We start from the raw sequence: 22402 nt of genomic DNA, 5'->3' as shown, positions 1-22402 counted from the left end.
CGGCCGCTGACGCCCGCGTCAGCCCGCCGTCGCCTGCGTCAGCCCGCCGTCGCCTGCGTCAGCCCGCCGTCGCCTGCGTCAGCCCGCCGCCTGCGTCAGCCCGCGGACGCCTGCGTCAGCCTACGGACGCCGGCGTCAGCCCGCCGACACCGGTCGGCGTGCCCCAGCCGGTCGGGCCGTCGTATCCGGCCGTCCCGGTACACAGGTAGTCGCCGCCGCAGGTGGCCGAGTACGGACCGGGCACATTGGACCCGCTGGTCACGTCCCGGAACGCGGCAGCGCTGTGCCGCAGCCACGGCACCGACCCGTCGTTGATCCGGCTCGCCGCGCCGGTCAGCGCGTACATGGCCGCGATGATCGGGGCCGAGGCGCTGGTGCCGCCGACGACCTGCCAGCCGGTGGACTGATAGCTGTCCTGGACCGACACCCCGGTCGCCGGGTCGGCCACCGCGGCCACGTCGTTGAGCATCCGCATCGGGCAGTGCGGATCGGTCTGCCAGGCCGGCTTCGGCAGGTACGCCGAGCAGCCCGAGCCGGTCCCCGGCCAGACCGTCTCCGACCAGCCGCCGGCCGACCGGGTCAGCGTGGTGCCGCCGACCGCGGTCACGTGCGGGGACGCGGCGGGGAAGGAGGCCGAGTAGCCGATGTCCCCGGCGCTGACCACGATCGGATGTCCGGGGTGGACGTAATGCGACTCGAGGTCGGTCTCGCCGGCGAACTCGACCCCGGTGCCGTAGCTGTTGGACACCACGGTCGCGCCCAGCCGCACCGCAGTGTCGACCGCGCTGCCCAACTGGTCGAGGCCGTTGGAGTCGGCCTGGACCACGAGGATGCGGCAGGCCGGGCAGACCGCCGAGACCATGTCCACGTCCAGCGACGTCTCCAGTGCCCAGCCGGTGTCCGGCGCGGGCAGCGGCGACGCGTCGCCGGCCTGGTTGACGATGCGCAGGCACCCGTCCGCCGTGGTGCACGCCGGCAGCCCGTATGTGCTGCGATAGGTGGCGAGGTCGGCCTCGAGGTTCGGGTCGCCGTACGCGTCGACGACGCCGGCCACCTGGCCACTCCCGCCGGCCGGGATCTGGTATGCCGAGGTCAGGTCGGCCGGGCCGAACCCGGCGGGCGCGGCCAGCGGTCCGCCGCCGACCACCACCTGGGCGAAGCACATGGCCTTCGGCGGGGCGACGCTCGGGCAGGCGTTCCTGATCCGGGGCGCGGTGTCGGCCGCCGCGTTCTCGATGCCGGCCAGGGTGAGCGCGGCCACGGTGGACGCGGCGCCGAGCGCCAGCGCGACGGTACGGACTCGCATGGGCCTTCCTTCCGTGTTCAGCCGGCGACGCGGAGCGCTCGGAGGACGGTCTGGTCGAGGGTTCCGCCGAGGGGATCGGTCGCGTGGATCCGCAGCGACAGGAATCCGGCGGCCGGTGTCACGGTCGCGGTGAACCGCCCCTCGCCGGTCGCGCCCGCGGTCACCGCCGTCCAGGTGGCGCCGTCGTCGCCGGAGACCTCCAGCGTGAGGTGGTCGGCGGCCGGTGCCGGGTCGTACGCCTGGTGGCGCACCACCACGGTCAGCGGCGTGGCGACCCCGGCGGGCACGGCGTCGGTGGTGTCCACCGCGGCGGCGTACTCGGCGAACAGCAGCGGCTGGAACGCGCACGGCTGGTCCGGCCGGGCGCAGGTCCGCCCGTCCGGCAGCGGCCCGCTCGGCGCGGCGGTGTTCCAGGTCCAGGCGGTGGCGACCCGGCCGGCCGTGGTCCGCCAGGGCGCGGAGACGGCCGTGTCCAGCTCCAGCCGCAGTTGCTTGGCGCTCGCCGGAATGGTGACCGCGCCGGTCGGGCCGGTGCCGTCGGCGATCGGGGCGCCGTCCGCGTAGACCCGGCCGTGGACGGTGGCGGTCGTGGTGTCGGTGGTCGCGAACTGCACCGCGTGCCCGCCGGCGTCGGTCCAGGGCTGCAGGTTCAGCAGCAGCTGGTCGCCCTGGCGGCAGATCGGGCAGGGCACCGGCCGTACGGTGCCGCGGTCCACGCCGGGTACCGCGGGAGCCATCAGGTAGTCGTCGACGGCGTGCGCACCCGCGGCGTACGCGGTCATCGGGGTCTGCGCCAGGCCGTTGCCGTCCTGCGGGCTGGCCAGGGCCGTGCCGATCCAGCCGACGTCCGGCACCGCGGCGACGTACTCCGTGCGCCGCAGCGGTGCGACCGCCGTGCTGGCGAACCGGATCGGGAACTTCTCCCAGTACTGGAACGACGCGCGGGACGTGTTGATCGTCGCCGGCCCGGCCTCGGCCGCGTAGCTCGCGTCGACCACCGCCAGGTCGCGCGCCGGCACCGCGCCCGGGAACTGCGCCGGCACGCCGGTGTCCGACGGGAAGACCAGGTCGTAGAGGTACGGTGTGGCCGCGCCGGCCGGCGAGTTGAGCCGGAAGTACGTGTACCAGTGCACCTCGCCGATGGACACCGGCGCGGTCGGCGTGACCGACAGCTCCGGCGAGCCGCCGATCAGCATGAACGCGGTGGTCGAGTCGTAGCCGGCCGCGGAGACCCGGGAGTAGGTCGCCTGCAGCTGCTCCAGCGTCGAGGGGTCGGGCGTGGCGGGGATCGGAACGACGGTCCGGGCCGTGCTCGCGTCCGCGGTCACCACGGTGCCGTTCTCGGTGATGTCTATCTGCGGGAAGAACAGCAGCGCGTCGCCGAGGTACCTGTTGCCGGCGTCGTACGTGGTGATCGACACCTCGATCGAGTAGTGCCCCACCGGAACGCTGAACGACAACTGGCCGTCCACGAAGGACTGCAGGCTGCTGAACCGCTGGACGTCCTCGGCGTTGGTCACCGTGACGCTGCCGGAGAACGCCGGGGCGCCCCGCGTGTCCAGGCCCCGCACGGTCAGCGTGGCCAGCGGGAACTGCGGGGAAGCGGTGGGCGGCGGGGATGCCACGGCGTGCAGCGCCTGGATCCCGGCCAGCGGCCCGGTGGCCGCCGACACCGCGGACCGCGCGGCCCGAGCGGCGCGCGCGGCCCTGGCCAGCGCGACCCCGAAGGCGGCGGGATCGCCGATGCGGGCGGCCGACCGGCCGGCGACGGCCGGCTTCAGCTCGAGTCCGGGTACGGCGTGGACGCTCGCCCCCGGCGCCCACTGCACCTGCAGCCCGGCGACCGGCGCCGACACGTCGAACAGCGCCAGGTCGAGCTGCCGCCCGACGTACGGCAAGGCCTCGTCGGGCACGACGTAGAAGTGGCTGCCGACCGCCATCGTGCGCACCCGGGCCGGCTCGCTCGCCGGGCCGAGCACGGTGCCGGGCGCCGGCTGCACGCTCCGCACGGCCCGCCCGCCCGGGCCCGGGGCCAGGACGACGCGCTCGCCGGTCGGCAGGGTCACCACCCGGTCGGGCGCCGGCGTCTCCTCGGCATGGCCGGCGATCGGCGCCGCGGTCAGCGCACCGACGACCACGAGAACGGCGGCGGTACTGATCCATCCGCGACCCACGACGTCCTCCCGGTGGCAGCCTGGGCACACCACCATCGGCCATCAATCGACCAAAGTCAATGGGAGCGCTCCCAGATCACCCGCCGTTCTCGCTCGGTCAGCGGTGTTTGCGGTAGTAGCCGGGCGGCACGCCGGTGTGTTTCTTGAAGACCCGGTTCGAGGAATTCGTGATCGGCCTCTACACCCCCGAGGGCGACGCGATCGCGCTCTCCACCGGCATCATGGTGCACGTACACACCCTCTCCGAGTTCATCAAGTTCGTCATCCGCAACGGCTACGAGAACGACCCGAAGATCCGCCCCGGCGACATCTTCGAGAACAACGAGGTGTGGGCCGGCGGCGTGCACACGCCCGACGTGATGACGCTGATCCCGGTGTTCGACGGCGACGAGCTGATCGCCTGGGTCGGCGCGGTGGCCCACGAACTGGAGGCGGGCACCTACGAGGGGCCCCGGGATGTCGGTGCCGACCCCCGACCGGTACGGCGAGGGCCTGCACATCAGCGCCGAGAAGGTCGGCGAGAACGACCACTTCCGCGCCGACTACCTGCTGCGGCTGCGGATGGGCCTGCGCAACGCGAACTGGTGGATCCTCGACGACAAGGCCAAGCTCTCCGGCTGCCTGATGGTCCGCGAGGCGCTCGGCAAGATCATCGATGAGTTCGGCATCGACTACTACAAGCAGGCCACCCAGGAGCTCATCGAGGAGGGCCGGCGCGAGTTCATCAAGCGGGTCCGCACCACCATGGTCCCGGGCACCTACCGCGGCCTGACCATGCCCGTGCACAAGCGCAGCCACGTGCCCTCCGTCCATCCGCTGGCCAAGAACGACTTCATCGACCTCGTACGCCAGGAGATGACGATCACGGCCGACGGGCGGATCGAGCTGGACTACGAGGGGTCGACCGGCTGGAGCTTCCACCCGTTCAACTGCGCGCCCGGCCCGATGAACGGCGGCTTCTGGATCACCCTCACCCAGCTACTCGACTACGACGGCCGGGTGAACGACGGCGCCTACCTGGCGGTGAAGCAGTACCTGCCGGAGGGCTCCATCGTGAACGCCAGCTGCCAGGGTGTCGCGACCTCGCTGGCCTGGTGGGCCCTCATCCCGATCTTCGCGAACATCTGGCGGCTGATCGGGATCAGCTCGTACGCGCGGGGCTTCACCGAGGAGATCCTGATGTCCACCCCGACGTGCATGGTGGGCGTCACCGGGTTCGACCAGTTCAGCAGCCCCACCGGCTACAACGACTTCGAGATGGCCGGGGAGAGCTTCGGCGCCCGCGGCGTGGCCGACGGCCTGGACTGCGGCAGCCCGATCTGGAACTCGGAGGGCATTCAGGGCGACGCCGAGGTCTGGGAGCTGACCGGGCCCAACGCGTACCTGGGACGCGGTTTTGTCCCTGATCACCAGGGCTACGGCCGGTTCCGCGGCGGCTCCGCCTGGCAGTCGCTGTGGATGGTCCGCAACTCCGAACTCGTCAACGTCACCATCTCCGCCTCCGGCTGCATGAACGGCGGCGTGTTCCACAAGGGCCTGTTCGGCGGCTACCCGCCGGCCGGCTGGAAGTGCCTGTGGGCCACCGGAACCAACGTCAAGGACCTGATCGCCCGCGGCGAGAAGCTGCCGGCGAGCATCGACGAGGCCGAGCGGATGCTGAGGGACGGCACGATCACCGCCGAACAGTGGTACGCCGGCCCGGACAACCAGTGGTCGCCCAACCTGCGCGACGGCGACCTGTTCGGGGTCCTCTACTACGGCGGCGCCGGCTACGGCGACCCGCTCGAGCGAGACCCCGCCGCGATCGAGAAGGACCTGGCCAACGGCCTGATGACGGTCGAAGGAGCACGAGCCGCGTACGCCTACAGCGGCGACGCCGGCGCCACGTCGGCCGAGCGCGACGCGCGCCGCCGGGCCCGGCTGGCCCGGTCGGTGCCCGCGTCGGAATGGTGGACCGCCGAACGGGCCCGGGCCGCCGCCGGCGACGTTTCCGAACTGGTGCACCACGCCTTCGCCCGCTCGGCGAAGCTGTCCGACGCCCTGGTGAAGCAGTACCAGGCGTTCTGGCAGATCGACGAGTTCCCCTACACCGAGACCGGCGAGCCGGACTTCTCGGCCCCGGCCCCGGTCGGCTTCTACTACCCGCGCTCGTCCAGCCGCCCAACCAAGGAGAATCTCTCGTGACCGACACCTCGCTCACCGCCGCCCTGGTGCAACGCAAGCTGTCCTGGGAGGAACTTCTCGGCCTGATGCGGGCCCCCAAGGACCCGGCCCGCTTCGACGAGACGATCGCGAGTTCCTCTGTCCGGTATCCGGGACGGTCCTCGACGTGGACTGCGTACCGCCGACCTTCCCGGTCGAGGTCGACTTCACGCCCGACCTGGCGGCGTTCTACGGCGAGTGGCTCCGCCGGGACCTGCCCGTCGCCCTCTGCACCCGCCGCCCTCTCCGCCGGTCGACGTAATTGTGAACAACGGTTTCCGAGCGACCGGGAGCGTTACGTGACGGAAATGATCGGCAATCACGAATACGGTCGGGGCCGGCCCGGACGTGCTGACCTGCTCACCGAGCCCCGGGACCATGGTCGAGATCGCAGATCAGTAAAAATATTCGATCATAGTGTTGACCAGGCCCGGCCGAGCGTCGATTATATCCCGGCGTCGGCTCGGGCCGTTCCACTCTCGACAATGAAAGCGAATGGCCGCGCCGCGATAACCGTGTGCCCGTGGGAGCCGAGGAACAGTGCAGACAACCGCCACGTCGTAACGTCACTGCCGCATTTTGTCCCACCACTCGTAGCACTTCGACTTGCGTGCCAGCCCCACGCCGGATGGGGCTGCGGGGGGCCGCCAAGCCGCCAGTCGACAGAGGAGCTGATCGCTTGTCCTCCCGAGGACACTCGGACGCCGGCCCGATCGCCGCCGTCCGCCACTCACCCGCGGGGGTCGCGGGATGAGCGGCGGCCCAGCGGCGCTCATCGCCGGCCCGTCCGAGATCACCGCCCCCATCCCGCCGACCCCGGGCGATGTCGTACCGCCGCCGGACGACCTCGGGCCCCGGCCGCGGGCCCGGACCCGGACGATCCACCGGCGGATCGTGCGAACCCTCGCCCTGCCGGTTGCGGCCGCCCTCGTCCTGCTGGCCGTCATCGCGGTCGGCGAGGTCGACAACTATCGCGGCGCCGCCGCCACGGCCCGCGCCGTGACCCTCGACCTCGCGGTCCAGGATCTGATCCAGGAGCTGCAGACCGAGCGTGGCCTGACCGCCGGCCTGCTCGGCGGCAACGGCGGCTTCAAGAGCGAGATGGCCCCGGAGCGGCAACGGGTCGACGCGCAGCGGGCCGCGGTCGAGAAGCTGATCGCCGACGGCGGCACGGTCGAGGACCGGGTCGCCTCCGCGGTCCGCCAGCTCGACGGCCTCTCCGCCATCCGGGCCGGCACCGACTCCGGCGCCGCCGGGCGGGCCGCCATGTTCGCGTTCTACACCCAGCGGATCGCCGAGCTCAGCAACGTCGACTTCGGCCTGGACAGCTCGACCGACACCGAGCTGCGGCGCGGGGCCTCCGCCCTGCGGGCGCTCGGCGACGTCAAGGAGGCGACCGCGCAGGAGCGGGCGTTCCTCAACGGTGTCTTCTCGGCCAGCGGCTTCAAGACCGGCGAGTTCCTGCAGTTCGTGACGATGACCGCGAACAAGGACGCGGCGCTCGCCGCCTTCGACCGGTACGCGAACGCGTCGGAGAAGTCCGGCCGCGACTACGTGTTCGACACCGGCGCCGCCCGCGAGTCCGCCTACTTCGAGCAGGTGGCGCTCGCCTCCGGCGATGGCCGCTACCTGCAGGTCAACCCGCAGTCCTGGTGGTCGGCGCTGACCACGGTGCTGGACGACATGCTGACCCTCGAGCGGCACGTCGGCTCGGTCATGAAGGCCCGCGCCGCGACCCTGCAGGACCAGGCGACCATCCGGATGGGCGTGCTGCTCGCCGCCGTGCTGATCTGCGTCGCCGGCTCGGTCTACCTGGCCACGGTCGCCTCCCGCTCGGTGGCGGGGCCGCTGGCCTCGCTGGCCGGCGAGGCGAACCGGCTCGCCGGCGAGCAACTGCCCGAGGCGGTACGCCGCGCGGTCGCCGGCGACGAGGGCTCCCCGCCGACGCCCGTGCGGGTGTCCCGCGGCGCCAGCGACGAGGTCCGGCTCGTGGCCGACGCGTTCGACCGGGTGCAGGCCACCGCGTACGCCCTGGCGACCGAGCAGGCGCAGCTGCGGCACTCGACCGCCGAGTCGCTGGCCAACCTCGGCCGGCGCAACCAGAACCTGCTGCGCCGCCAGCTCGGCTTCATCACCCGCCTCGAGCGGGAGGAGGCCAGCCCCGCCGGCCTGGCGAACCTGTTCGAGCTCGACCACCTGGCCACCCGCATGCGGCGGAACGCGGAGAGCCTGCTCGTGCTCGTCGGCGCCGCCAGCCCGCGGCAGTGGTCGCGGCCGCTGCCGGTCACCGACGTCATCCGGGCCGCCGTCTCCGAGGTCGAGGAGTACCGCCGGGTCACCCTGCGCCGGGTGGACGAGGCCATGATCGCCGGCGCGATGGCGAGCGGCATCGCGCACATGCTCGCCGAGCTGATCGAGAACGGCCTCGCGTTCTCCCCGCCGGACGTGGACGTGGAGATCCACGGGCGGCTGATCAACGGCAGTTACCTGATCGCCGTCAGCGACCAGGGCGTCGGGTTGAGCCCGGCCGAGCTGGAGCGGGCCAACCAGCGCCTGCGCGGCGAGGGCGACTTCATCACGGCACCGGCCCGCTTCCTCGGCCACTACGTGGTCGGCCGGCTCGCCGTCGAGATGGGCGTCGAGGTCCAGCTGACGCCGTCGCCGGTGACCGGCGTGACGGCCCGGATCGGGCTGCCCGCCGAGCTGGTGTCACCGCCCGAAGCGGCCGCCGCACCCGGCCCGGCCCAGGGCGCCGGCCCCGGCCCGGTCACCGCCCGGGCGCAGGCGTGGCCGGCCCGTCCGGCCACCCCGGACCGGACGCCCGCCGAGATGGCCCTCCGGCTGCCGCCGGGCAACAGCCCCGCTCCGGTCGGCTCGCGGATCACCGCGGACCGGCGGCTGCAGCCGAGCACGATCGAGTACGTGGTACTGGACGGCGGGTCGCCGCCCGCGGGGGGCGAGGTCATGAGTCTGCACTCCTTCGAACCGCCACCGCCGGCGGTCGACGACGAGGCCGCGCGTACGCCCAACGGATTGCGCAAACGCACCCCGAAGGCGCGGCGCGGCGAGGCCCGCACGACCGCGGCGGCGCCGTCCGCCACGGCCGAGCAACCGGCCCCGGTCAACGACACGCCGGAGGCGGTGCGGTCCCGGCTGACCGCGTTCCGCGACGGCGTGCAGCGGGGCAGCGCCGAGACAGCCGGCCAACTGTGACCGTTCACGTCCCCCACGTCCGCCTCTGCGAAGGATGACCCATGAGCGTTGACACCTCGGCCGACCGGCACCAGTTCAACTGGCTGCTCGGCAACTTCGTGCACCAGACCGACGGGGTACGCGACGCCGTGGCGGTGTCGTCGGACGGCCTGCTGATCGCCAGCTCGGACGGCCTGGGCCGGGCCGAGGCGGACCAGCTGGCCGCCATCGTGTCGAGCCTCGCCAGCCTGGCCCGCAGCGCGTCGCGGCGCTACGACTTCGACGGGCTGAAGCTCATCATGATCGAGATGCGGCGCGGCTTCCTGCTGGTCTCCGTGATCGCCGGCGGCAGCTGCCTCGGCGTGGTCGCCGGCGGCGACAGCGACCTGGGTCTCGTCGGCTACGAGATCTCGCTGCTGGCCGACCGGTTCGGTGGCCTGCTCACGCCGGCGCTGATCGCAGAGTCCCGGCAACACCTGCCGCGATGAGCCAGATGCCGTGGGATTCGAACATGATCCCGTACGCGGGAGCGCCCACGCCCGCGCGACCGGCTGACGAGCCGGCCTACGTGTCGGACGAGGATCCGGTCGTGCGCCCCTTCATGCTGACCGGCGGCCGCACCACGCCGCTGCACGACGGGCTGCGGATCGAGACGTTGCTGCGGGCGGCCCCGGCCGCTCTCTCGGCCCCGCTCCGGTTCGAGTCCCGGCGCGTCGTCGAGCTGTGCCAGCAGCCGATGTCGGTGGCGGACGTCGCGGTGGGCCTGCGCGCCCCCCTCGGCGTCACCCGGGTGATCGTCGCCGACCTGATCGCCGACGGCTACCTGAAGGTCGAGGAGCAGCCGGGCGAAATCTCCACCGCGTTGATCGAAAGGATCAGGGATCGTGTCCGGGCCCTATAGGGATTCGAAGCCCTCGCCGGTGGCCGTCAAGGTCGTCGTCAGCGGCGGCTTCGGCGTCGGCAAGACCACCTTCGTCGGTGCGATCTCCGAGATCGAGCCGCTGGTGACCGAGGCCGAGATGACCGAGAAGTCGATCGGCATCGACGACACGTCGGCGGTGGCCGGCAAGACCACCACGACCGTCGCGCTCGACTTCGGCCGGATCACGCTGGACGACGCGCTCCTGCTCTACCTGTTCGGCACCCCCGGCCAGGACCGGTTCGCCTTCCTCTGGGACGACCTGGTGGACGGTGCGCTCGGCGCGATCGTGCTGGTGGACACGCAGCGGATCGAGGACTCGTTCCCGGCGATCGACTACTTCGAGGAGCACGAGATCCCGTTCATCATCGGTGTCAACCGTTTCGACTACTCCCGCCGGTTCGCCATGGACGAGGTCCAGGACGCCCTCGGCATCTCGGACGCCACCCCGCTGATGGAGTGCGACGCGCGCGACCGCGAGTCGGTCAAGAGCGTGCTGGTCGCGCTCACCGAGGAGGTCCTGACCAAGCGACTGACCAGGGAGCGGGCGGCGACATGGTGACCTTCGACTTCGGCGGCGGGCGGCTGGCCCGGCGGGTCCGGGCGGCCGCCGCCGTGCTGGGGCTGGCCGCGCTGGCCGGCTGCGGCAGCACCGCGGCGATCGTCGCGCCGCCGGGGGTGCCCAGCGGCGTCCCGTGCGGAACGGTGACCATCGCGAACAACCCGTGGGCCGGTTACGCGGCCAACACGGCGGTGGTGGCCTATCTGCTGAAGCAGAAGCTCGGCTGCCAGGTGGTGGTCAAGAACCTCACCGAGACCGACTCCTGGTCGGGCATCGCCGACGGCAGTGTCGACGTGATTCTCGAGAACTGGGGCCACGACGACCTCAAGAAGAAGTACATCGACGACCAGAAACTGGCCGTCGAGCTCGGCCTCACCGGCAACAAGGGCATCATCGGCTGGTACGTGCCGCCGTGGATGGCCAAGAAATACCCGGACATCACGAACTGGAAGAACCTCAACAAGTACGCCGACCTGTTCCGCACCGCCAAGTCCGGCGACAAGGGTCAGTTCATGGACGGCGACCCGTCGTTCGTCACCAACGACGCCACGCTGATCAAGAACCTCGACCTCGACTACACGGTGGTGTACGCGGGCAGCGAGGACAAGCTGATCGCCGCCTTCCGCCAGGCCGAGGCGAACCGTACCGCGATGATCGGCTACTTCTACGAGCCGCAGTGGCTGCTCTCCGAGATCAAGCTGGTGCACATCCCGCTGCCGCTGTACAAGCCGGGCTGCGACGCCGACGCCGACAAGGTCGCCTGCGACTACCAGCCGTACGACCTCGACAAGATCGGGCGCAGTGCGTTCGTGAACTCCGGCAACCCGGCCGCCACCCTGGTCCGGAACTTCCAGTGGACCACCGCCGACCAGAACTCGGTGGCCCGGGACATGACCGAGCAGAAGCTGTTGGCGGACGCGGCCGCCAAGCGCTGGGTCGACGCGCACCCCGACACCTGGCAGAAGTGGCTGCCGACCCGGTGAGCCCCGGAATCAGCCGTTGACCCAGGCCGCGATCTCGGCGCGGGACGTCAGGGCCAGCTTTCGCAGGCTGTTCTGGACGTGGGTTTCCACGGTGCGCCGGGAGACGACGAGCTCGGTGGCGATCTCCCGGTTGGTCAGTCCCCGCGCGACGAGCGCGACGACCTGGCGCTCGCGTGGGGTCAACGACCCGGCGGCCCGGGCCGTGGCGGGCCGCCCCTCGTCGAGCGCGTGCGCCACGATCTGGTCCGTGGTCATGGCGTTGCCGCGGGCGAAGGCGTACGCGTACCGCGTCTCGCCCAGGGCCGTGCGGCACCGCTATCTGCTCCACGCTCAGCACGGGGGGCAGCGTCGCGGCGAGCTCGATCGCCAGCGGAACCCCTTCCAGCCGGCGGCAGATCTCCACCACGTACCGGCGGTTGTCCGGCGTGACCCGGAAGCCGTGCGCCGTCGCCGCCGCCCGGTCGGTGAACAACTGGACGACGTGCCAGCGGTCCGGATCCGTCTCTCGCGACGGCTCGTCGCCGGCCGGCGTCGGCAGCGGTTCCAGCCCGTACACCCGCTCGCCGGCAACCGGGAGCGCCTGCCGCCCGGTGACCAGACCAGGAACCGCACCCCCGACGTCGCGCGCAGGAGCCGCTCCACCAGCGCCGCGCACGCGTCGACCAGATGCTCGCGGGAGCCGCGGACGCGGCGCATCCCGACAGGCACGCGACAACGGCGGCCATGGATAGAACCTGCTTGATCACACGGGCAGACTAGTCAAAGAGTGACGCCGCTAGGGGTGGGCGCCCGCGGCGTCCACCCCACTGCTATCCGACCGGCGCCAGCGACCACTGCTGGCTCGCCGCCCCGCTGTCGGCGCGCTGCTGGAGCCCCACGCCGACGTCCGTGCGGACTGCCAGATGTCCAGGATCAGCCCGCGGGAGCGGCAGCGTGACCAACGCCAGGGCGGTCAGGACCACCAGAAGCCGCCGGCGGGCGGTCATCGGGCACCCCCGACGACCAGGGCCGCCACCGCGGCGTTCCAGCTGAAGCCCTCCCGGTTGAGGCCGACCGAGCCCAGCGGGTAGGGCCAGGCCGGGTCGACCGAGGCGGACGCCGCGATGTGCCGAGGACGGCGGCGGTCAGGCAGCAGGCCTCAGCGACCGTGCGAGCCCTCGCAACGGGATGGGGCGAGGGCTCGCACGGCCGCTGAGGTTGGCCCGCCGGCTACGCGCTGGGCTCTCCTCCGTCGAGTGCGCGAGGGGCAGGCGGCTCTTCGAAGGGCTGGCGCAGCAGAGTCTCCGGTTTGATGTCGATCTCGGCCGCCTTGACCTCGATCTCGGCTGCTTTGGCTTCGATTCCGGCCGGCGTCTGCGGCACGATCACCACGGCGGTGTTCTTGGTCTTGGCGATTTCGGCGTCGGCCTCGGCTTCTATCCGGCGGGTCTGGCTCTCGTAGAGGGCGAGACCGATGGCGGCGAGCAGAGGCACAAGTGCGAGAGCGAGAGCGCCGATGGCTCCCCCGGGATGGCCGGCTACGGCGAGAACGACCGCGACGAGGACGAAGGAGGCGGTCACGCCGATGGCCACCGCGGCGATCTTCATGGGGTTGAAGTCACCGCTGAGTACCAGCTTGTGGATGAACCGCCTCTTGCCCTGTTCGTCGCGGTCGACGCGCAGCTCGGTGTTAAGGATCTCGTCGCGCTTGGCGCTCTCGGCGTCGAGATACTCGTTGATCTGCGGGTTTCCGGTATCCGAGTGATCTGAGGACCACTCGCCGGCTTTCTGCCAGTCAACTCTGTGCGCATACGGCTGTTGCTTGTGGAGACGGCGGGGTTCCTGACGGGGCTGGTCAGGTTCTTGGGGCGTAGCCATCGTGACTCCCGGGTGTGGTCGTACGCGACTCGTGCAAGTCCTGGATCAGGGGATCCACCAGGTAGCCGTCGCAGGTTACTGGGTCTGCCCGCTCGGTAGGGATCTCGTGCGAGAGGTCCAGGATTTCGACCTGGACCTGCTTCGTGTTCCCGTTGGTCGCGGCGCGATGGAGCGCGTGGTGGTCAGAGGGGGCCGGCACACTGTCCTCCTAGCCGAACGCCCTGGGCTTTTGACCCGGGGGCGAATCCCTCTGGTTGGATCTTGAATCGCGTCGCCCATGTGTACCGGAGGGAAGTACTCGGCGAACATCGTACCCTCGCGTCATCCGTCCGGACCCTCTTGGGATGACCATGGGGTCACAATTTGACGCTGCTTGACGCATCCGCGCTGTCCATTGCGTCAAAACCGTCATTCCCGGCTTTTCTTCCACAGGTATAGCGCTGAGTAGTAGAGTGCCACTAAGGGTGACCGATCGCGACTCAAACGGTTACATTCCATGCCCCGATAGGGGCAAATCGGGTGCTGGCCGGTTGCAGACGACCCTCCGGGGCGTTTGTGGGAGGGCATTGGACGTACGATTGGAATACATCCGGAAGACTTTCCAAGAACGCGGAAGAGAGTGTGACTCATGTCACAGCAAAGATCTTGGCCATCTGGATAATACAGATGGAGTATGAAACGGTTTCACTCAGACGGGTGACCTTGGTGAGCGCCAACTCATCGAGGATGCCCTTTCCCTTAGCCCTCTGACCCTGACAACTTCAAAGACTCGGACCACGCCCGGTCCATGAGTCACCCCTACGACCTGGTCCGGGTTCCGGGTCGTCAACCCGTGTCCGGCCTGTCTGCCACCAGGCCGTCCCCGGCAATGCCGCCGGTCCGTCTTTGCGCTCGTCCCGCGCCGGGCCGGGGATCATCCGTTGCCCGACCTTCCCTCTGCTGCCCTGCCAAGAGAAGGGCGGGATGTGCCTTGCGCGGCGCATCTCGCTTGAGGAGTCCGACATGTCGCCAGAGCCGCGAAACGCCACCGACACTGATCTCAAATCACCGACGGAAGACACGAAGCCCGGCACCGGCACCGGCGCGGGCGCCGGGTCGAGGCATCGCTCGCCGGAGCTGACGAAGGTGAGCGCCAACTTTCAACGCCGCGCAGTCGTTGCCATGGAGGTGGCCAGCGAGGTCACCGGAGACTCCCGTACCGACGTCCTCAACCGCGCAGTGCAGTTTTACGCCTACCTCGTCAAGAAAGCTGAGGAAGGAATGCTGTTCTTCGTGGAGGACCCCGAGACCGGTGCCAGAGAGAGAGTGGTCTTCTTCTAGACGAACACGAACTCCATCCAGTATCGGTCGACGCCTCCTCGGGACAAGTTGCTCTCGGGGAGGCGTTCGACGTCGAATGGACCAGGCCGGGTCCTGCCGATCAGTTGATCATTTCTGGTTGATGATCGAGCCGCTGTTGCCCGTACCAAGCGACGTCTTCCGGCACGACTACACCCCTACGGACCCGGCAGAGAGAACCTAGGCATGAGAGTTCGAACGGGCGTTCTCCGGCGGCGAAGCCCCGAAGGCTCGGCGTGCCGTCAGCACGAGGTGATGCCCGGCGAGCCGCCACTCGCCGGGCATCACTGGAGGAAAGCCCTCAGGCGATGTCAGCCCAGGCGTTCTGTAGGTCGGTCTCCCCGTCGTCGGGGCGGTGCGGGTCCACGACCCGCGAGTTCTCGTCGACGCCGAGTTTGTTGAGGCAGTCCGTGCGCAGTTCGCTGACCAGGTTCGCCCCCGACAGCGGCGGTCGCCAACTCTCCAGGTCGTAGGTCGGCCCGGTCAACCAGTCTCGGCGGCGCGGGTCCCAGGCCCAGGACATCCGCTGGTGGCAATCAAGTTGCTGCCAGATGCTGTCGGCGAGCCCGCCGTAAAGACCACGTACGCAGGCTTGGATGGCGTGCCACTCGTCGACCACCGCCGCGCGTTGGTCCAGCGCCCACGCTGCGTAATTGCGGGCCTCGCCGTTCGGTGTGACGACGATCTGAAATCTGCCGTTGCCCCAGTCAGCTACCTCGATCTTGTCGATGAACTTGCTCGGGCCGCAGTAGATCGGATCGGCGTGTGCGGCGCCGGGTGCCGCGGCCGTGCCGGCGACCGCAGCCAGGCCGGTGGCGAGGCAGAGTGTGGCGGCCCGGAGAGCGCCTCGTCGCAGCAGCATTGTCTCGTTTCTCCCATCGGTTCTTTGCTGAATCGATCGGTGAGTTCGGCGTCGGATGATCTCGCCAACATAAGCATTGCCTGATCAGATCCTGTGCCGGAAGCGGCGGTGCCAGCTCCGGACGGTTTCCGGACAGGTGCCGGACACCGGACGATGTGAGGATCGGACTGCTTGGTAGAACCGGCTACTCCCTCGATTGGAGCCGTCGCGTGACCGAATCGCCGCAAGCCGGGAATCGTCCCGATCCTGATCGCCTGCGTAACCGAGCGGAGTTCGGCGCCGCGCTGAGCACCTTACGTAAGGCGGCCGGCCTCTCGGTCAGAGATCTCGTCGGTCTGCTCAAGACGTACGACATCGGCAAGAGCACGCTGGGTGATTGGTTCAAGGGAACGCTGCCGTCCAGTTTGCTGAGAGCGGCCTTTGAACAGATGCTCAAGGAGTTCGGCCTCGGCGAGACGGACATCCGGCGTTGGTGGACAGCCCGCTGTCGGATCAAGGTGAACGCTGACGAGAACCGGCCCAGCGACATCCAGCCGTACCGAGGGCTCTTCAGCTTCGGGACCGCCGACGCCGACTGGTACTTCGGCCGCGCGGCCGTCGTGAAAGAGTTGCTCGACCGAGTCGAGACCCTGCACGATCAGCGTGGCGGACTGCTCGTCGTGGTCGGAGCGTCGGGCTCGGGTAAATCATCGCTGCTGCTCGCCGGAGTTGTACCAGCATTGCGCGGCGGCGACCGATCCGGCAGCGCGGACTGGCCAATCCTGATCACCACGCCGACGGACGACTCACCGGCCGAGGTCGAGCGCTTTCTCGACAACGCCAGAATGCGGCCAGCCGCACCCGTGGTGATCTTCGACCAGTTCGAGCAGACGTTCACCGGCAGCGCCGACCAAGAGGAACTCGTCGCAGCGCTGGCGGCGGCCGCGCGCAACAGCGCGGTGGTAGTCCTCAGCCTACGAGCCGACTTCTACGGCCACGCGCTGCGGCACGATGCGCTCCGCGCGGCGCTAGGCCCGTCCCAGGTGACGATCGAACCGATGACCGCCGGCGAACTACGGGAGGTGATCACCGAACCCGCGGCAAAGGCCGGCATCGAGATAGAACCCGGCCTGGTGGAGCTTCTGATCCGTGAGATCGCGCCCGGCAGAGGCACGACCGTGCACGAGGCCGGCGTGCTTCCGCTGCTGTCGCACGCCCTGCACGAGACCTGGACCAAGGGGCAGACCGCACTGACCACCGCCAACTATCTGCAGGTCGGGAGGATCGAAGGAGCAGTCGCAGCCAGTGCTGAAACCATTTACGTCGGCCTCGATGCCGCCCGGCAGCGTGTGGCCCAGCGCCTGCTCCTGCGACTTGTACAGCTCAATCCGGAAGCCCCCGAGACTCGCCGCCGCGTGAAGCTGCAAGACCTACTGTTCGACACCGACACGGAACTCGAGGAAGTGCTGAGCGCGTTCATCTCGCAGCGTTTGGTTACCGTCGACGTCGATACGGTTGAGATCACTCACGAGGCGCTGATCGGCGCTTGGCCTCGACTGCGAAAGTGGATCGATGCCGACCGGGGCGCCCTCTTGCTCGGGCAGCAGCTCGACGCGGCCGCGGTCGCCTGGGATGACGCCGGCCGTGACAACGCCCGGCTGTACCGTGGCACCCTGCTCGCCGCCGCCCGAGACTGGGCGGACCTGCACAGCGGCGAGGTGTCATCGGTCAGCCATGACTTCCTCGACGCCGGCCGACGCCACGAGCGCGGCCGACAAAGGATTCTCTATCAGGCCGTGGCCGCCCTCGCCGCCCTCTTCGTCCTCGCGGTGACACTAGGTTTTGTCGCGTACCACCAGCGCAACGACGCGCGGACCGAACGGGATCTGGCGCTCTCCCGGGAGACCGCGGTACGGGCCGACCGACTGCGCGACCGCGATGTCTCTCTGGCCCGGCAACTGTCGCTGGTGGCGTACCGGATCTCGCCGACCGATGAGGCCCGCGCCAGCCTGCTCGACGCGTCGGCTATGCGCCCAGCCACGCGGATCCGCGGCAGTGCCGGAATCCTCTACGCCACAGCAGTCCACCCGAACGGCACCATCGTGGCAGCGGGCGCGGACACCGCGGTGAAGCTGTGGGACATCCGCAATCAAGGACACCCCACCCTGCTCGCCCAGATGCCGGCAGGCGCGGCAGGCAAGGTCTATGCGGTTGCCTTCGGACCCAGCGGCGATCTGCTGGTTGCCTCCACCGCCGACGCCACCGTCCTGCTCTGGGACACCCACGTCGCGGCCACGCCCAAGCCCTTGCCAGCGCTCACCGGGCTGGGCGGCACGGTCTACTCCGTCGTGTTCAGCCCAGATGGCCGACTGATGGGCACAGCCTGCGCGGACGGCACCATCCGGCTGTGGCGTGTCGCCCCCGGGGGTGCCCTCACTACCTTCGGGGCAGCAATCCACGTGGATGGCGGAGCCGCGAAGTCACTGAGCATCCGCGACGGCAACCGATACCTGGCGGTCGGCGACGCCCGCGGCAAAGTCAGTATCTGGGACATCGGAGACCCGGCGCGGCCTGCCCGGATCGCAAGCCCGACCGGGCCGACCAAAGCGATCGGGCAGCTGACCTTCAGTCCCGACGGACGATGGTTGGCAGCCGGCAGCGCCGATTACTCCGCGTACCTGTGGAACGTCGCCGATCCACGTCACCCACAGCCCGCCGGACCACCGATCACGGGCGCCACCAGCTGGATCAACGCGGTCGCGTTCAGCCCAAGCAGCGTCTTCCTCGCCGTCGCCAGCTCCGACGCCGCCGTGGGCGTGCGTGTCATCGACATCGCCAGCCGCACCGTCGTGGCGACCCTGCCGCATCCGGCGCCCGTCACGTCCGTCCGGTTCACGCCCGACGAGACGACCGTCGTCACCGGTGCCAACGACGGCATGGCTCGACTCTGGCCGTTCCCAGGTCCGACACTGGCGCTGCCCTACACGGTCAGCTCCACCGTCTTCGACCCCACCGGCCGCACCCTGGCCGTGGGTAGCGGCGACGCACGCCTCTGGAACCTCGTCGACCCGGAACGCCCAAAACAATACGGCCCGCCCCTGACCAACCAGGACGGCTTCGCCTCCTCGGTCGCCTTCACTCCGGACAACCGCACCATGGCGTCCGCCTTCGGCAAATCGGGCGGGCTGCAGCTGTGGAACATCGCCGACCCAGCCCATCCCCGAACACTCGGACCAGCGCTCCCCGCCCACCCCGGCCAACAGATCGAGTACCTGACGTTCAGCCCCGACGGACGCACCCTCGCCACAGCCTCACGCGACCACACCGTACGCCTCTGGGACGTCCGCGAGCAGTCCGCGCCGCACCTCGCCGCAACGCTCTCAGGATTCACCGCCGATGTTCTCTCGGTCGTGTTCAGCCCGAGCGGCGAGCTCCTGGCTGCCGCCAGCTCCGACGAGACCGTACGCATCTGGAACGTCGCCGACCCGGCCCAGCCAAGCTTGACCGGGCCGCCGCTCAAGCCCGGAGAGCACTATGTGTACTCGGTCGCGTTCAGTCCCGATGGCCGGACCCTTGCTGTCAGCCTGGCCGACAGCACCGTACGGCTCTACGACATCAGTCACCCGGCGCGACCCCGGCCTGTTGCGGCGCCCCTCAGCGGCCCCACCGACTACGTGTACGCGGTCACCTTCAACGACGACGGCTCCCTGCTGGCCGCCGCCGCAACCGACGGCACGATGTGGCTCTGGAACACGGCCCACCGCGACACCCCGACTCTCGACGCAGAACTGACCTTGCCCACCGGCAGCCTCTACACGGCAGCATTCCGACCCGGCAGCGACATGCTCGCCGCCGGCGGCGCCAACGACACGGTATGGCTCTGGCACACCGACCCCGCCCAGGCGGCCGCGCTCATCTGCACCACCTCCGGCGAGCCGATGACCCGCGCCGAATGGGCCAAGTACGTCCCTGGCCGGGACTACCAGCCGCCTTGCCCCTGAACACGATGTCCGGACAACGTCCGGCGCCCCCTGCGACGCGTCCGGAGTCCGGCCGGAACAGCCCCGGCGTCTTCCCGCCGGAGGCGCCCAGACCGTGTGCTGGACGGGCCAGATCCGACTAGCAAGGGAGCCCCCGTGAACACTCAGCCAACCCCGACAAAGCCGCGCAGCGTGACCAAGCGCGTAGCGGCAGCGGTCGGACTGACCACCGCAGGGATCAGCGCCGCTCTGGTGATGAACGCGGCGCCGGCCATGGCCAGCTGGCAGTCCGCCAACATCGGCAACAGCGCCGTCAGCCTGCGCGACTGCTACCACCCGACGAAGGCCGCACAACCCAGCCAGAGCTGCACGTTCATCAAGTACGTCCCCGCCGGCACCGCCGTGCACATCGTCTGCCAGCACAGCGGCCAAAACATCTACGGCGACGCCGTCTGGGACTACATCTCCTACAGCGGCGGCGAGGGCTACGTCGCGGACTACTACGTCTACACCGGCTACACCGACTGGATCCCCGGCGTCGACGTCTGCAGCTACTGACCAAGAACCAGAACGCTGGCGCCCAGCCGACCGCCGGGCGCCAGCGCTGATTGCCGCCCTGAGTACTTTTCGGCAGCCGCGCGCGAGCCAGCCTTGCCACGCGCCCAGGGCGGCCGCCCTCTGGCAGTCCGGCAACACGTGGTGCAGGGCGCCCAGAGCTGGACATGGACGCCGTCGAGCGGAGGACGGCCGTTTCAAGAGGGTCGGGCCGCCGAGTCGTAAGGCTGACGTTGGATCCCTTTGATCTCACCGCGGTGCTAACACGCTAGGTAGTAGGAACATCACGTGTGGTCGCCGTGGGGAGGGATCATGCATCCGACGATCAGCGGCGTCCCGCAGCTCGTCGTGCTCGTGCCCGACACCGAGCGTGGCCGCCGCATCGAGGTCAGCCGGGACACCCTGCTCGTCGGGCGAGGCGACGGCTGCGACATCCGGTTCGACGATCCGTTCGTGAGCCGTACCCACGCCCGCCTGCAACGGCACGGCCACGCCGTCTACGTCCAGGACCTGGGCTCGTCGGGCGGGACGTTCGTGAACGGCGTGGCCGCCGCCGGCCCGACGGAACTCCGGCACGGCGACATCGTCCGCTTCGCCGACGTCGAGTTGCGGTTCGCCGCGGTCGAGCCGCGGTCCGGTCCTGCGGTCGAGTCTTTGCCCGATGCCTGGCCCGGCTCCACAACGCCACCACCACCACCACCACCGTCGCCGTCGCCAGTCAGCTTCGACATCGGCTACCAGCGCGACGGCGTCTTTCACAACGTCGGCCGGGACCAGTACATCCTTCAGCAGCGCGAGAGCTTCCTCCGCCACGTCGCCGCGACCAGGACGAAGGCACGCTGGCTGATCTGGCTCGGCGTCGTGCTCACCGTGGCGGGCGGGGCGATGTTCGCCTCCGGCGTGCTGAGATTCCTCTCCGCGATCGCAGACTCGGTCCAGACCGGCGCGGAGCCCAGCACCGTCTCACCGTTCGGCGGGGACATCGGCGGCTTCCCCGCCGGTTTGGTCGGCTGGGCGCTCGCCGCCATCGGCTCCTTCCTGATCGTGATCGGCATCGTCCTGCACATTGTGGCGGCGTCGCGGCGCAAGCGGGTCGACCGCGACTACCCCGTGCCATTTCCCCACTAGTTATCTGGATACGGCCATGACCTTCAACATCGGCAACCAGTCGGGCGGCATCTTCAACAACGTCGCCGGCAACCAGAACATCTACGGCGGCCAGCAGATGCACACTGGCCCCGCCGACCAGGCCCTCAGCGAGCTGCGCGCCGCCCTGGCCCGGCAGCCGCTGTCCCCGACCCAAGCCACCGCCGCGCGGGCCGCAGTGGACGAAATCGAGGCCGCCGTGAGCGCCGGGCCGGAACCGGACCGAGCGCGCGGCGCGCGGGCGCTGGAGCGGCTGACCCGCATGCTGGCCAGCGCGGGTTCGCTGGCCGCGGCGGGTGCGTCGCTGGTGGGCCCGCTGCGCTGGCTGGCGACCTGGCTCGGCCCCGCCGCGGCGCACGTTTCCATGATGCTGCCGCGATAGCGCGCCGTGGCCCCGCCCTCCGGTGGCGGGATTCCCCCAACTTCACGAAGGTGGGGGTCGCTGGCGTCATCGAAGGCAACGTGGCGGGCAGGCGGGTGACGCGTTTGTGGGGCCGGCGCCGGGCTGTGTGCTACTTTGATCGGGTTGCAGTTTTGATTTCCGTAGACGTTATCCGGCGCCTGATGGGTTATCTGAACCCGTACAGGCGCTTTTCGTTTTTCGTGTCGTTTTCGGCGCGGGTGATCAACGCGGCAGCGTCTGGGTCCGCGCGGTGCGGTCTCGGAAGACCTGCGAAGGAGCAGACATGACCACAGGTGTCGTGAAGTGGTTCAACGCCGACAAGGGGTTCGGCTTCATCACCCCGGACGGCGGCGGCGCCGACGTCTTCGCCCACTTCTCCCAGATCTCGACGAGCGGCTACCGCAGCCTCGAGGAGAATCAGAAGGTCGAGTTCGACGTCGCTCAGGGCCAGAAGGGCCCGCAGGCGGAGAACATTCGTCCGCTCTGACCCACGCACTGCGAACGGCGGCCCCGACTGGTTCAGCGGGCCGCCGTTCGGCGTCTCACGGCCCTACCGCGGCACCATGAAGATCGTCCGCATACTCGTATCAAGGCCGGAACCGTGGGTACACGGCGCTACGCCCCGAAGGACAGGCTATGACGACGACCTATTCAGGCCCGGCGAGACTGATCCTGGTCGACGGCGCGTGCATATCCGGCATGGCCTCCCTCAGCACCACCCATCGCGGAGGACTCAACGGCTGGGGCGGCACGTTCCGTCCGGACGAGGTCACGACGGACCTGCGCAACGCCGTCGAGGGGCTTCAATTGGAACTGTCCTACGACCGGGTGGGGACGGTCGCCGTCACCGGCATGCGCAAGCTACTCGACCGGACCTGACTGCCCCGTTCGACCCAACCGTAGCTGCGGCGTGGCGCGCCACGGGTGGGGTGGCACGCCCCAGA

At 69.8% G+C, this 22402-nt stretch carries 20 protein-coding genes and 1 pseudogene; 15 read left to right on the top strand and 6 right to left on the bottom strand.

The window, feature by feature from the left end:
* Positions 1-115 precede the first annotated feature (115 nt).
* Together IH26_RS0105145 and IH26_RS0105140 are read right to left on the bottom strand one after the other, a co-directional pair.
* Positions 116-1306 carry a S53 family peptidase gene (locus IH26_RS0105145; RefSeq protein ID WP_030434933.1) on the bottom strand — a complete coding sequence of 397 codons (1191 nt, stop codon included), beginning with the start codon at positions 1304-1306 and terminating at the stop codon, positions 116-118.
* Between the two features lie 17 nt (positions 1307-1323).
* Positions 1324-3480: a hypothetical protein gene (locus IH26_RS0105140; protein WP_030434932.1), complete on the bottom strand. Its 2157-nt coding sequence runs from the start codon at positions 3478-3480 to the stop codon at positions 1324-1326.
* Between the two features lie 134 nt (positions 3481-3614).
* Between IH26_RS0105140 and IH26_RS63810 the strand changes: the two are divergent.
* From IH26_RS63810 to IH26_RS0105095, 8 genes and pseudogenes are all read left to right on the top strand, one after another.
* A pseudogene (locus IH26_RS63810) lies at positions 3615-3905 on the top strand (hydantoinase B/oxoprolinase family protein); the annotation flags it as partial.
* Between the two features lie 31 nt (positions 3906-3936).
* Positions 3937-5664 carry a hydantoinase B/oxoprolinase family protein gene (locus IH26_RS0105125; RefSeq protein WP_030434931.1) on the top strand — a complete coding sequence of 576 codons (1728 nt, stop codon included), beginning with the start codon at positions 3937-3939 and terminating at the stop codon, positions 5662-5664.
* The gene (locus IH26_RS63805) at positions 5654-5944 is read left to right on the top strand and encodes an acetone carboxylase subunit gamma (protein WP_084598636.1); all 291 of its coding nucleotides are present in this window, start codon (positions 5654-5656) and stop codon (positions 5942-5944) included. The genes IH26_RS0105125 and IH26_RS63805 overlap by 11 nt, the downstream gene beginning before the upstream one ends.
* Before the next feature lie 488 nt (positions 5945-6432).
* Positions 6433-8895, top strand: coding sequence for a sensor histidine kinase (locus IH26_RS0105115; protein WP_084598635.1), 2463 nt, complete (start codon positions 6433-6435; stop codon positions 8893-8895).
* Between the two features lie 41 nt (positions 8896-8936).
* Positions 8937-9362, top strand: coding sequence for a roadblock/LC7 domain-containing protein (locus IH26_RS0105110; protein WP_030434929.1), 426 nt, complete (start codon positions 8937-8939; stop codon positions 9360-9362).
* On the top strand, positions 9359-9775 hold the full coding sequence (locus tag IH26_RS0105105) for a DUF742 domain-containing protein (RefSeq protein ID WP_084598634.1): 417 nt from the start codon (positions 9359-9361) through the stop codon (positions 9773-9775). The genes IH26_RS0105110 and IH26_RS0105105 overlap by 4 nt, the downstream gene beginning before the upstream one ends.
* Entirely contained in the window at positions 9759-10355 is a 597-nt protein-coding gene (locus tag IH26_RS0105100; RefSeq protein ID WP_030434927.1) for a GTP-binding protein, read from the top strand. The genes IH26_RS0105105 and IH26_RS0105100 overlap by 17 nt, the downstream gene beginning before the upstream one ends.
* Entirely contained in the window at positions 10349-11338 is a 990-nt protein-coding gene (locus IH26_RS0105095; RefSeq protein ID WP_030434926.1) for an ABC transporter substrate-binding protein, read from the top strand. Before IH26_RS0105100 ends, IH26_RS0105095 begins: the two co-directional genes overlap by 7 nt.
* 9 nt (positions 11339-11347) lie before the next feature.
* Here IH26_RS0105095 and IH26_RS0105090 read toward each other — a convergent pair whose 3' ends face one another.
* The 3 genes from IH26_RS0105090 to IH26_RS59540 form a co-directional block, all read right to left on the bottom strand.
* Positions 11348-11593, bottom strand: coding sequence for a response regulator transcription factor (locus tag IH26_RS0105090; protein WP_030434925.1), 246 nt, complete (start codon positions 11591-11593; stop codon positions 11348-11350).
* A 554-nt stretch (positions 11594-12147) separates the two neighbouring features.
* Complete coding sequence (locus IH26_RS59545; RefSeq protein ID WP_157437061.1) at positions 12148-12324, bottom strand: hypothetical protein; 177 nt, start codon at positions 12322-12324, stop codon at positions 12148-12150.
* 223 nt (positions 12325-12547) lie between these two features.
* Positions 12548-13195, bottom strand: coding sequence for a hypothetical protein (locus IH26_RS59540; protein ID WP_157437060.1), 648 nt, complete (start codon positions 13193-13195; stop codon positions 12548-12550).
* 1002 nt (positions 13196-14197) lie between these two features.
* Between IH26_RS59540 and IH26_RS0105065 the strand changes: the two genes are divergently transcribed.
* Positions 14198-14515 carry a hypothetical protein gene (locus IH26_RS0105065; RefSeq protein ID WP_030434921.1) on the top strand — a complete coding sequence of 106 codons (318 nt, stop codon included), beginning with the start codon at positions 14198-14200 and terminating at the stop codon, positions 14513-14515.
* A 319-nt stretch (positions 14516-14834) separates the two neighbouring features.
* Here IH26_RS0105065 and IH26_RS0105060 read toward each other — a convergent pair whose 3' ends face one another.
* Positions 14835-15395, bottom strand: coding sequence for a hypothetical protein (locus tag IH26_RS0105060; RefSeq protein WP_051807559.1), 561 nt, complete (start codon positions 15393-15395; stop codon positions 14835-14837).
* 209 nt (positions 15396-15604) lie between these two features.
* Between IH26_RS0105060 and IH26_RS53170 the strand changes: the two genes are divergently transcribed.
* The 6 genes from IH26_RS53170 (at position 15605) to IH26_RS0105030 (ending at position 22337) form a co-directional block, all read left to right on the top strand.
* On the top strand, positions 15605-19375 hold the full coding sequence (locus IH26_RS53170) for an nSTAND1 domain-containing NTPase (protein WP_034213781.1): 3771 nt from the start codon (positions 15605-15607) through the stop codon (positions 19373-19375).
* A 171-nt stretch (positions 19376-19546) separates the two neighbouring features.
* Positions 19547-19912 carry a hypothetical protein gene (locus IH26_RS0105050; protein ID WP_030434918.1) on the top strand — a complete coding sequence of 122 codons (366 nt, stop codon included), beginning with the start codon at positions 19547-19549 and terminating at the stop codon, positions 19910-19912.
* Between the two features lie 309 nt (positions 19913-20221).
* Positions 20222-21037 (top strand): FHA domain-containing protein, encoded by an 816-nt coding sequence (locus IH26_RS55520; RefSeq protein ID WP_051807549.1) that lies wholly within the window; start codon positions 20222-20224, stop codon positions 21035-21037.
* 16 nt (positions 21038-21053) lie between these two features.
* A complete protein-coding gene (locus IH26_RS0105040; RefSeq protein WP_030434916.1) occupies positions 21054-21437 on the top strand; it encodes a hypothetical protein in 384 nt (127 codons plus the stop codon).
* Between the two features lie 304 nt (positions 21438-21741).
* On the top strand, positions 21742-21945 hold the full coding sequence (locus IH26_RS0105035) for a cold-shock protein (RefSeq protein WP_030434915.1): 204 nt from the start codon (positions 21742-21744) through the stop codon (positions 21943-21945).
* Positions 21946-22094: 149 nt separating this feature from the next.
* Positions 22095-22337, top strand: coding sequence for a hypothetical protein (locus IH26_RS0105030; protein ID WP_051807548.1), 243 nt, complete (start codon positions 22095-22097; stop codon positions 22335-22337).
* The last annotated feature ends 65 nt before the right edge of the window (positions 22338-22402 follow it).

The organism is Actinoplanes subtropicus, from assembly GCF_000721705.1.
Classification (GTDB): domain Bacteria; phylum Actinomycetota; class Actinomycetes; order Mycobacteriales; family Micromonosporaceae; genus Actinoplanes; species Actinoplanes subtropicus.
The sequence above is the reverse complement of the archived record's forward strand: the minus strand, read 5'-3'. Positions and strand labels throughout refer to the sequence as shown.

Coding starts and splice junctions, on each gene's coding strand:
- IH26_RS0105030 (WP_051807548.1), top strand. CDS start 22,095: ATGACGACGACCTATTCAGGCCCGGCGAGACTGATCCTGGTCGACGGC.
- IH26_RS0105065 (WP_030434921.1), top strand. CDS start 14,198: ATGTCGCCAGAGCCGCGAAACGCCACCGACACTGATCTCAAATCACCG.
- IH26_RS59540 (WP_157437060.1), bottom strand. CDS start 13,195: ATGGCTACGCCCCAAGAACCTGACCAGCCCCGTCAGGAACCCCGCCGT.
- IH26_RS0105105 (WP_084598634.1), top strand. CDS start 9,359: ATGAGCCAGATGCCGTGGGATTCGAACATGATCCCGTACGCGGGAGCG.
- IH26_RS0105060 (WP_051807559.1), bottom strand. CDS start 15,395: ATGCTGCTGCGACGAGGCGCTCTCCGGGCCGCCACACTCTGCCTCGCC.
- IH26_RS55520 (WP_051807549.1), top strand. CDS start 20,222: ATGCATCCGACGATCAGCGGCGTCCCGCAGCTCGTCGTGCTCGTGCCC.
- IH26_RS0105125 (WP_030434931.1), top strand. CDS start 3,937: ATGTCGGTGCCGACCCCCGACCGGTACGGCGAGGGCCTGCACATCAGC.
- IH26_RS0105090 (WP_030434925.1), bottom strand. CDS start 11,593: ATGACCACGGACCAGATCGTGGCGCACGCGCTCGACGAGGGGCGGCCC.
- IH26_RS0105115 (WP_084598635.1), top strand. CDS start 6,433: ATGAGCGGCGGCCCAGCGGCGCTCATCGCCGGCCCGTCCGAGATCACC.
- IH26_RS0105040 (WP_030434916.1), top strand. CDS start 21,054: ATGACCTTCAACATCGGCAACCAGTCGGGCGGCATCTTCAACAACGTC.
- IH26_RS0105095 (WP_030434926.1), top strand. CDS start 10,349: ATGGTGACCTTCGACTTCGGCGGCGGGCGGCTGGCCCGGCGGGTCCGG.
- IH26_RS59545 (WP_157437061.1), bottom strand. CDS start 12,324: ATGACCGCCCGCCGGCGGCTTCTGGTGGTCCTGACCGCCCTGGCGTTG.
- IH26_RS0105110 (WP_030434929.1), top strand. CDS start 8,937: ATGAGCGTTGACACCTCGGCCGACCGGCACCAGTTCAACTGGCTGCTC.
- IH26_RS0105145 (WP_030434933.1), bottom strand. CDS start 1,306: ATGCGAGTCCGTACCGTCGCGCTGGCGCTCGGCGCCGCGTCCACCGTG.
- IH26_RS0105035 (WP_030434915.1), top strand. CDS start 21,742: ATGACCACAGGTGTCGTGAAGTGGTTCAACGCCGACAAGGGGTTCGGC.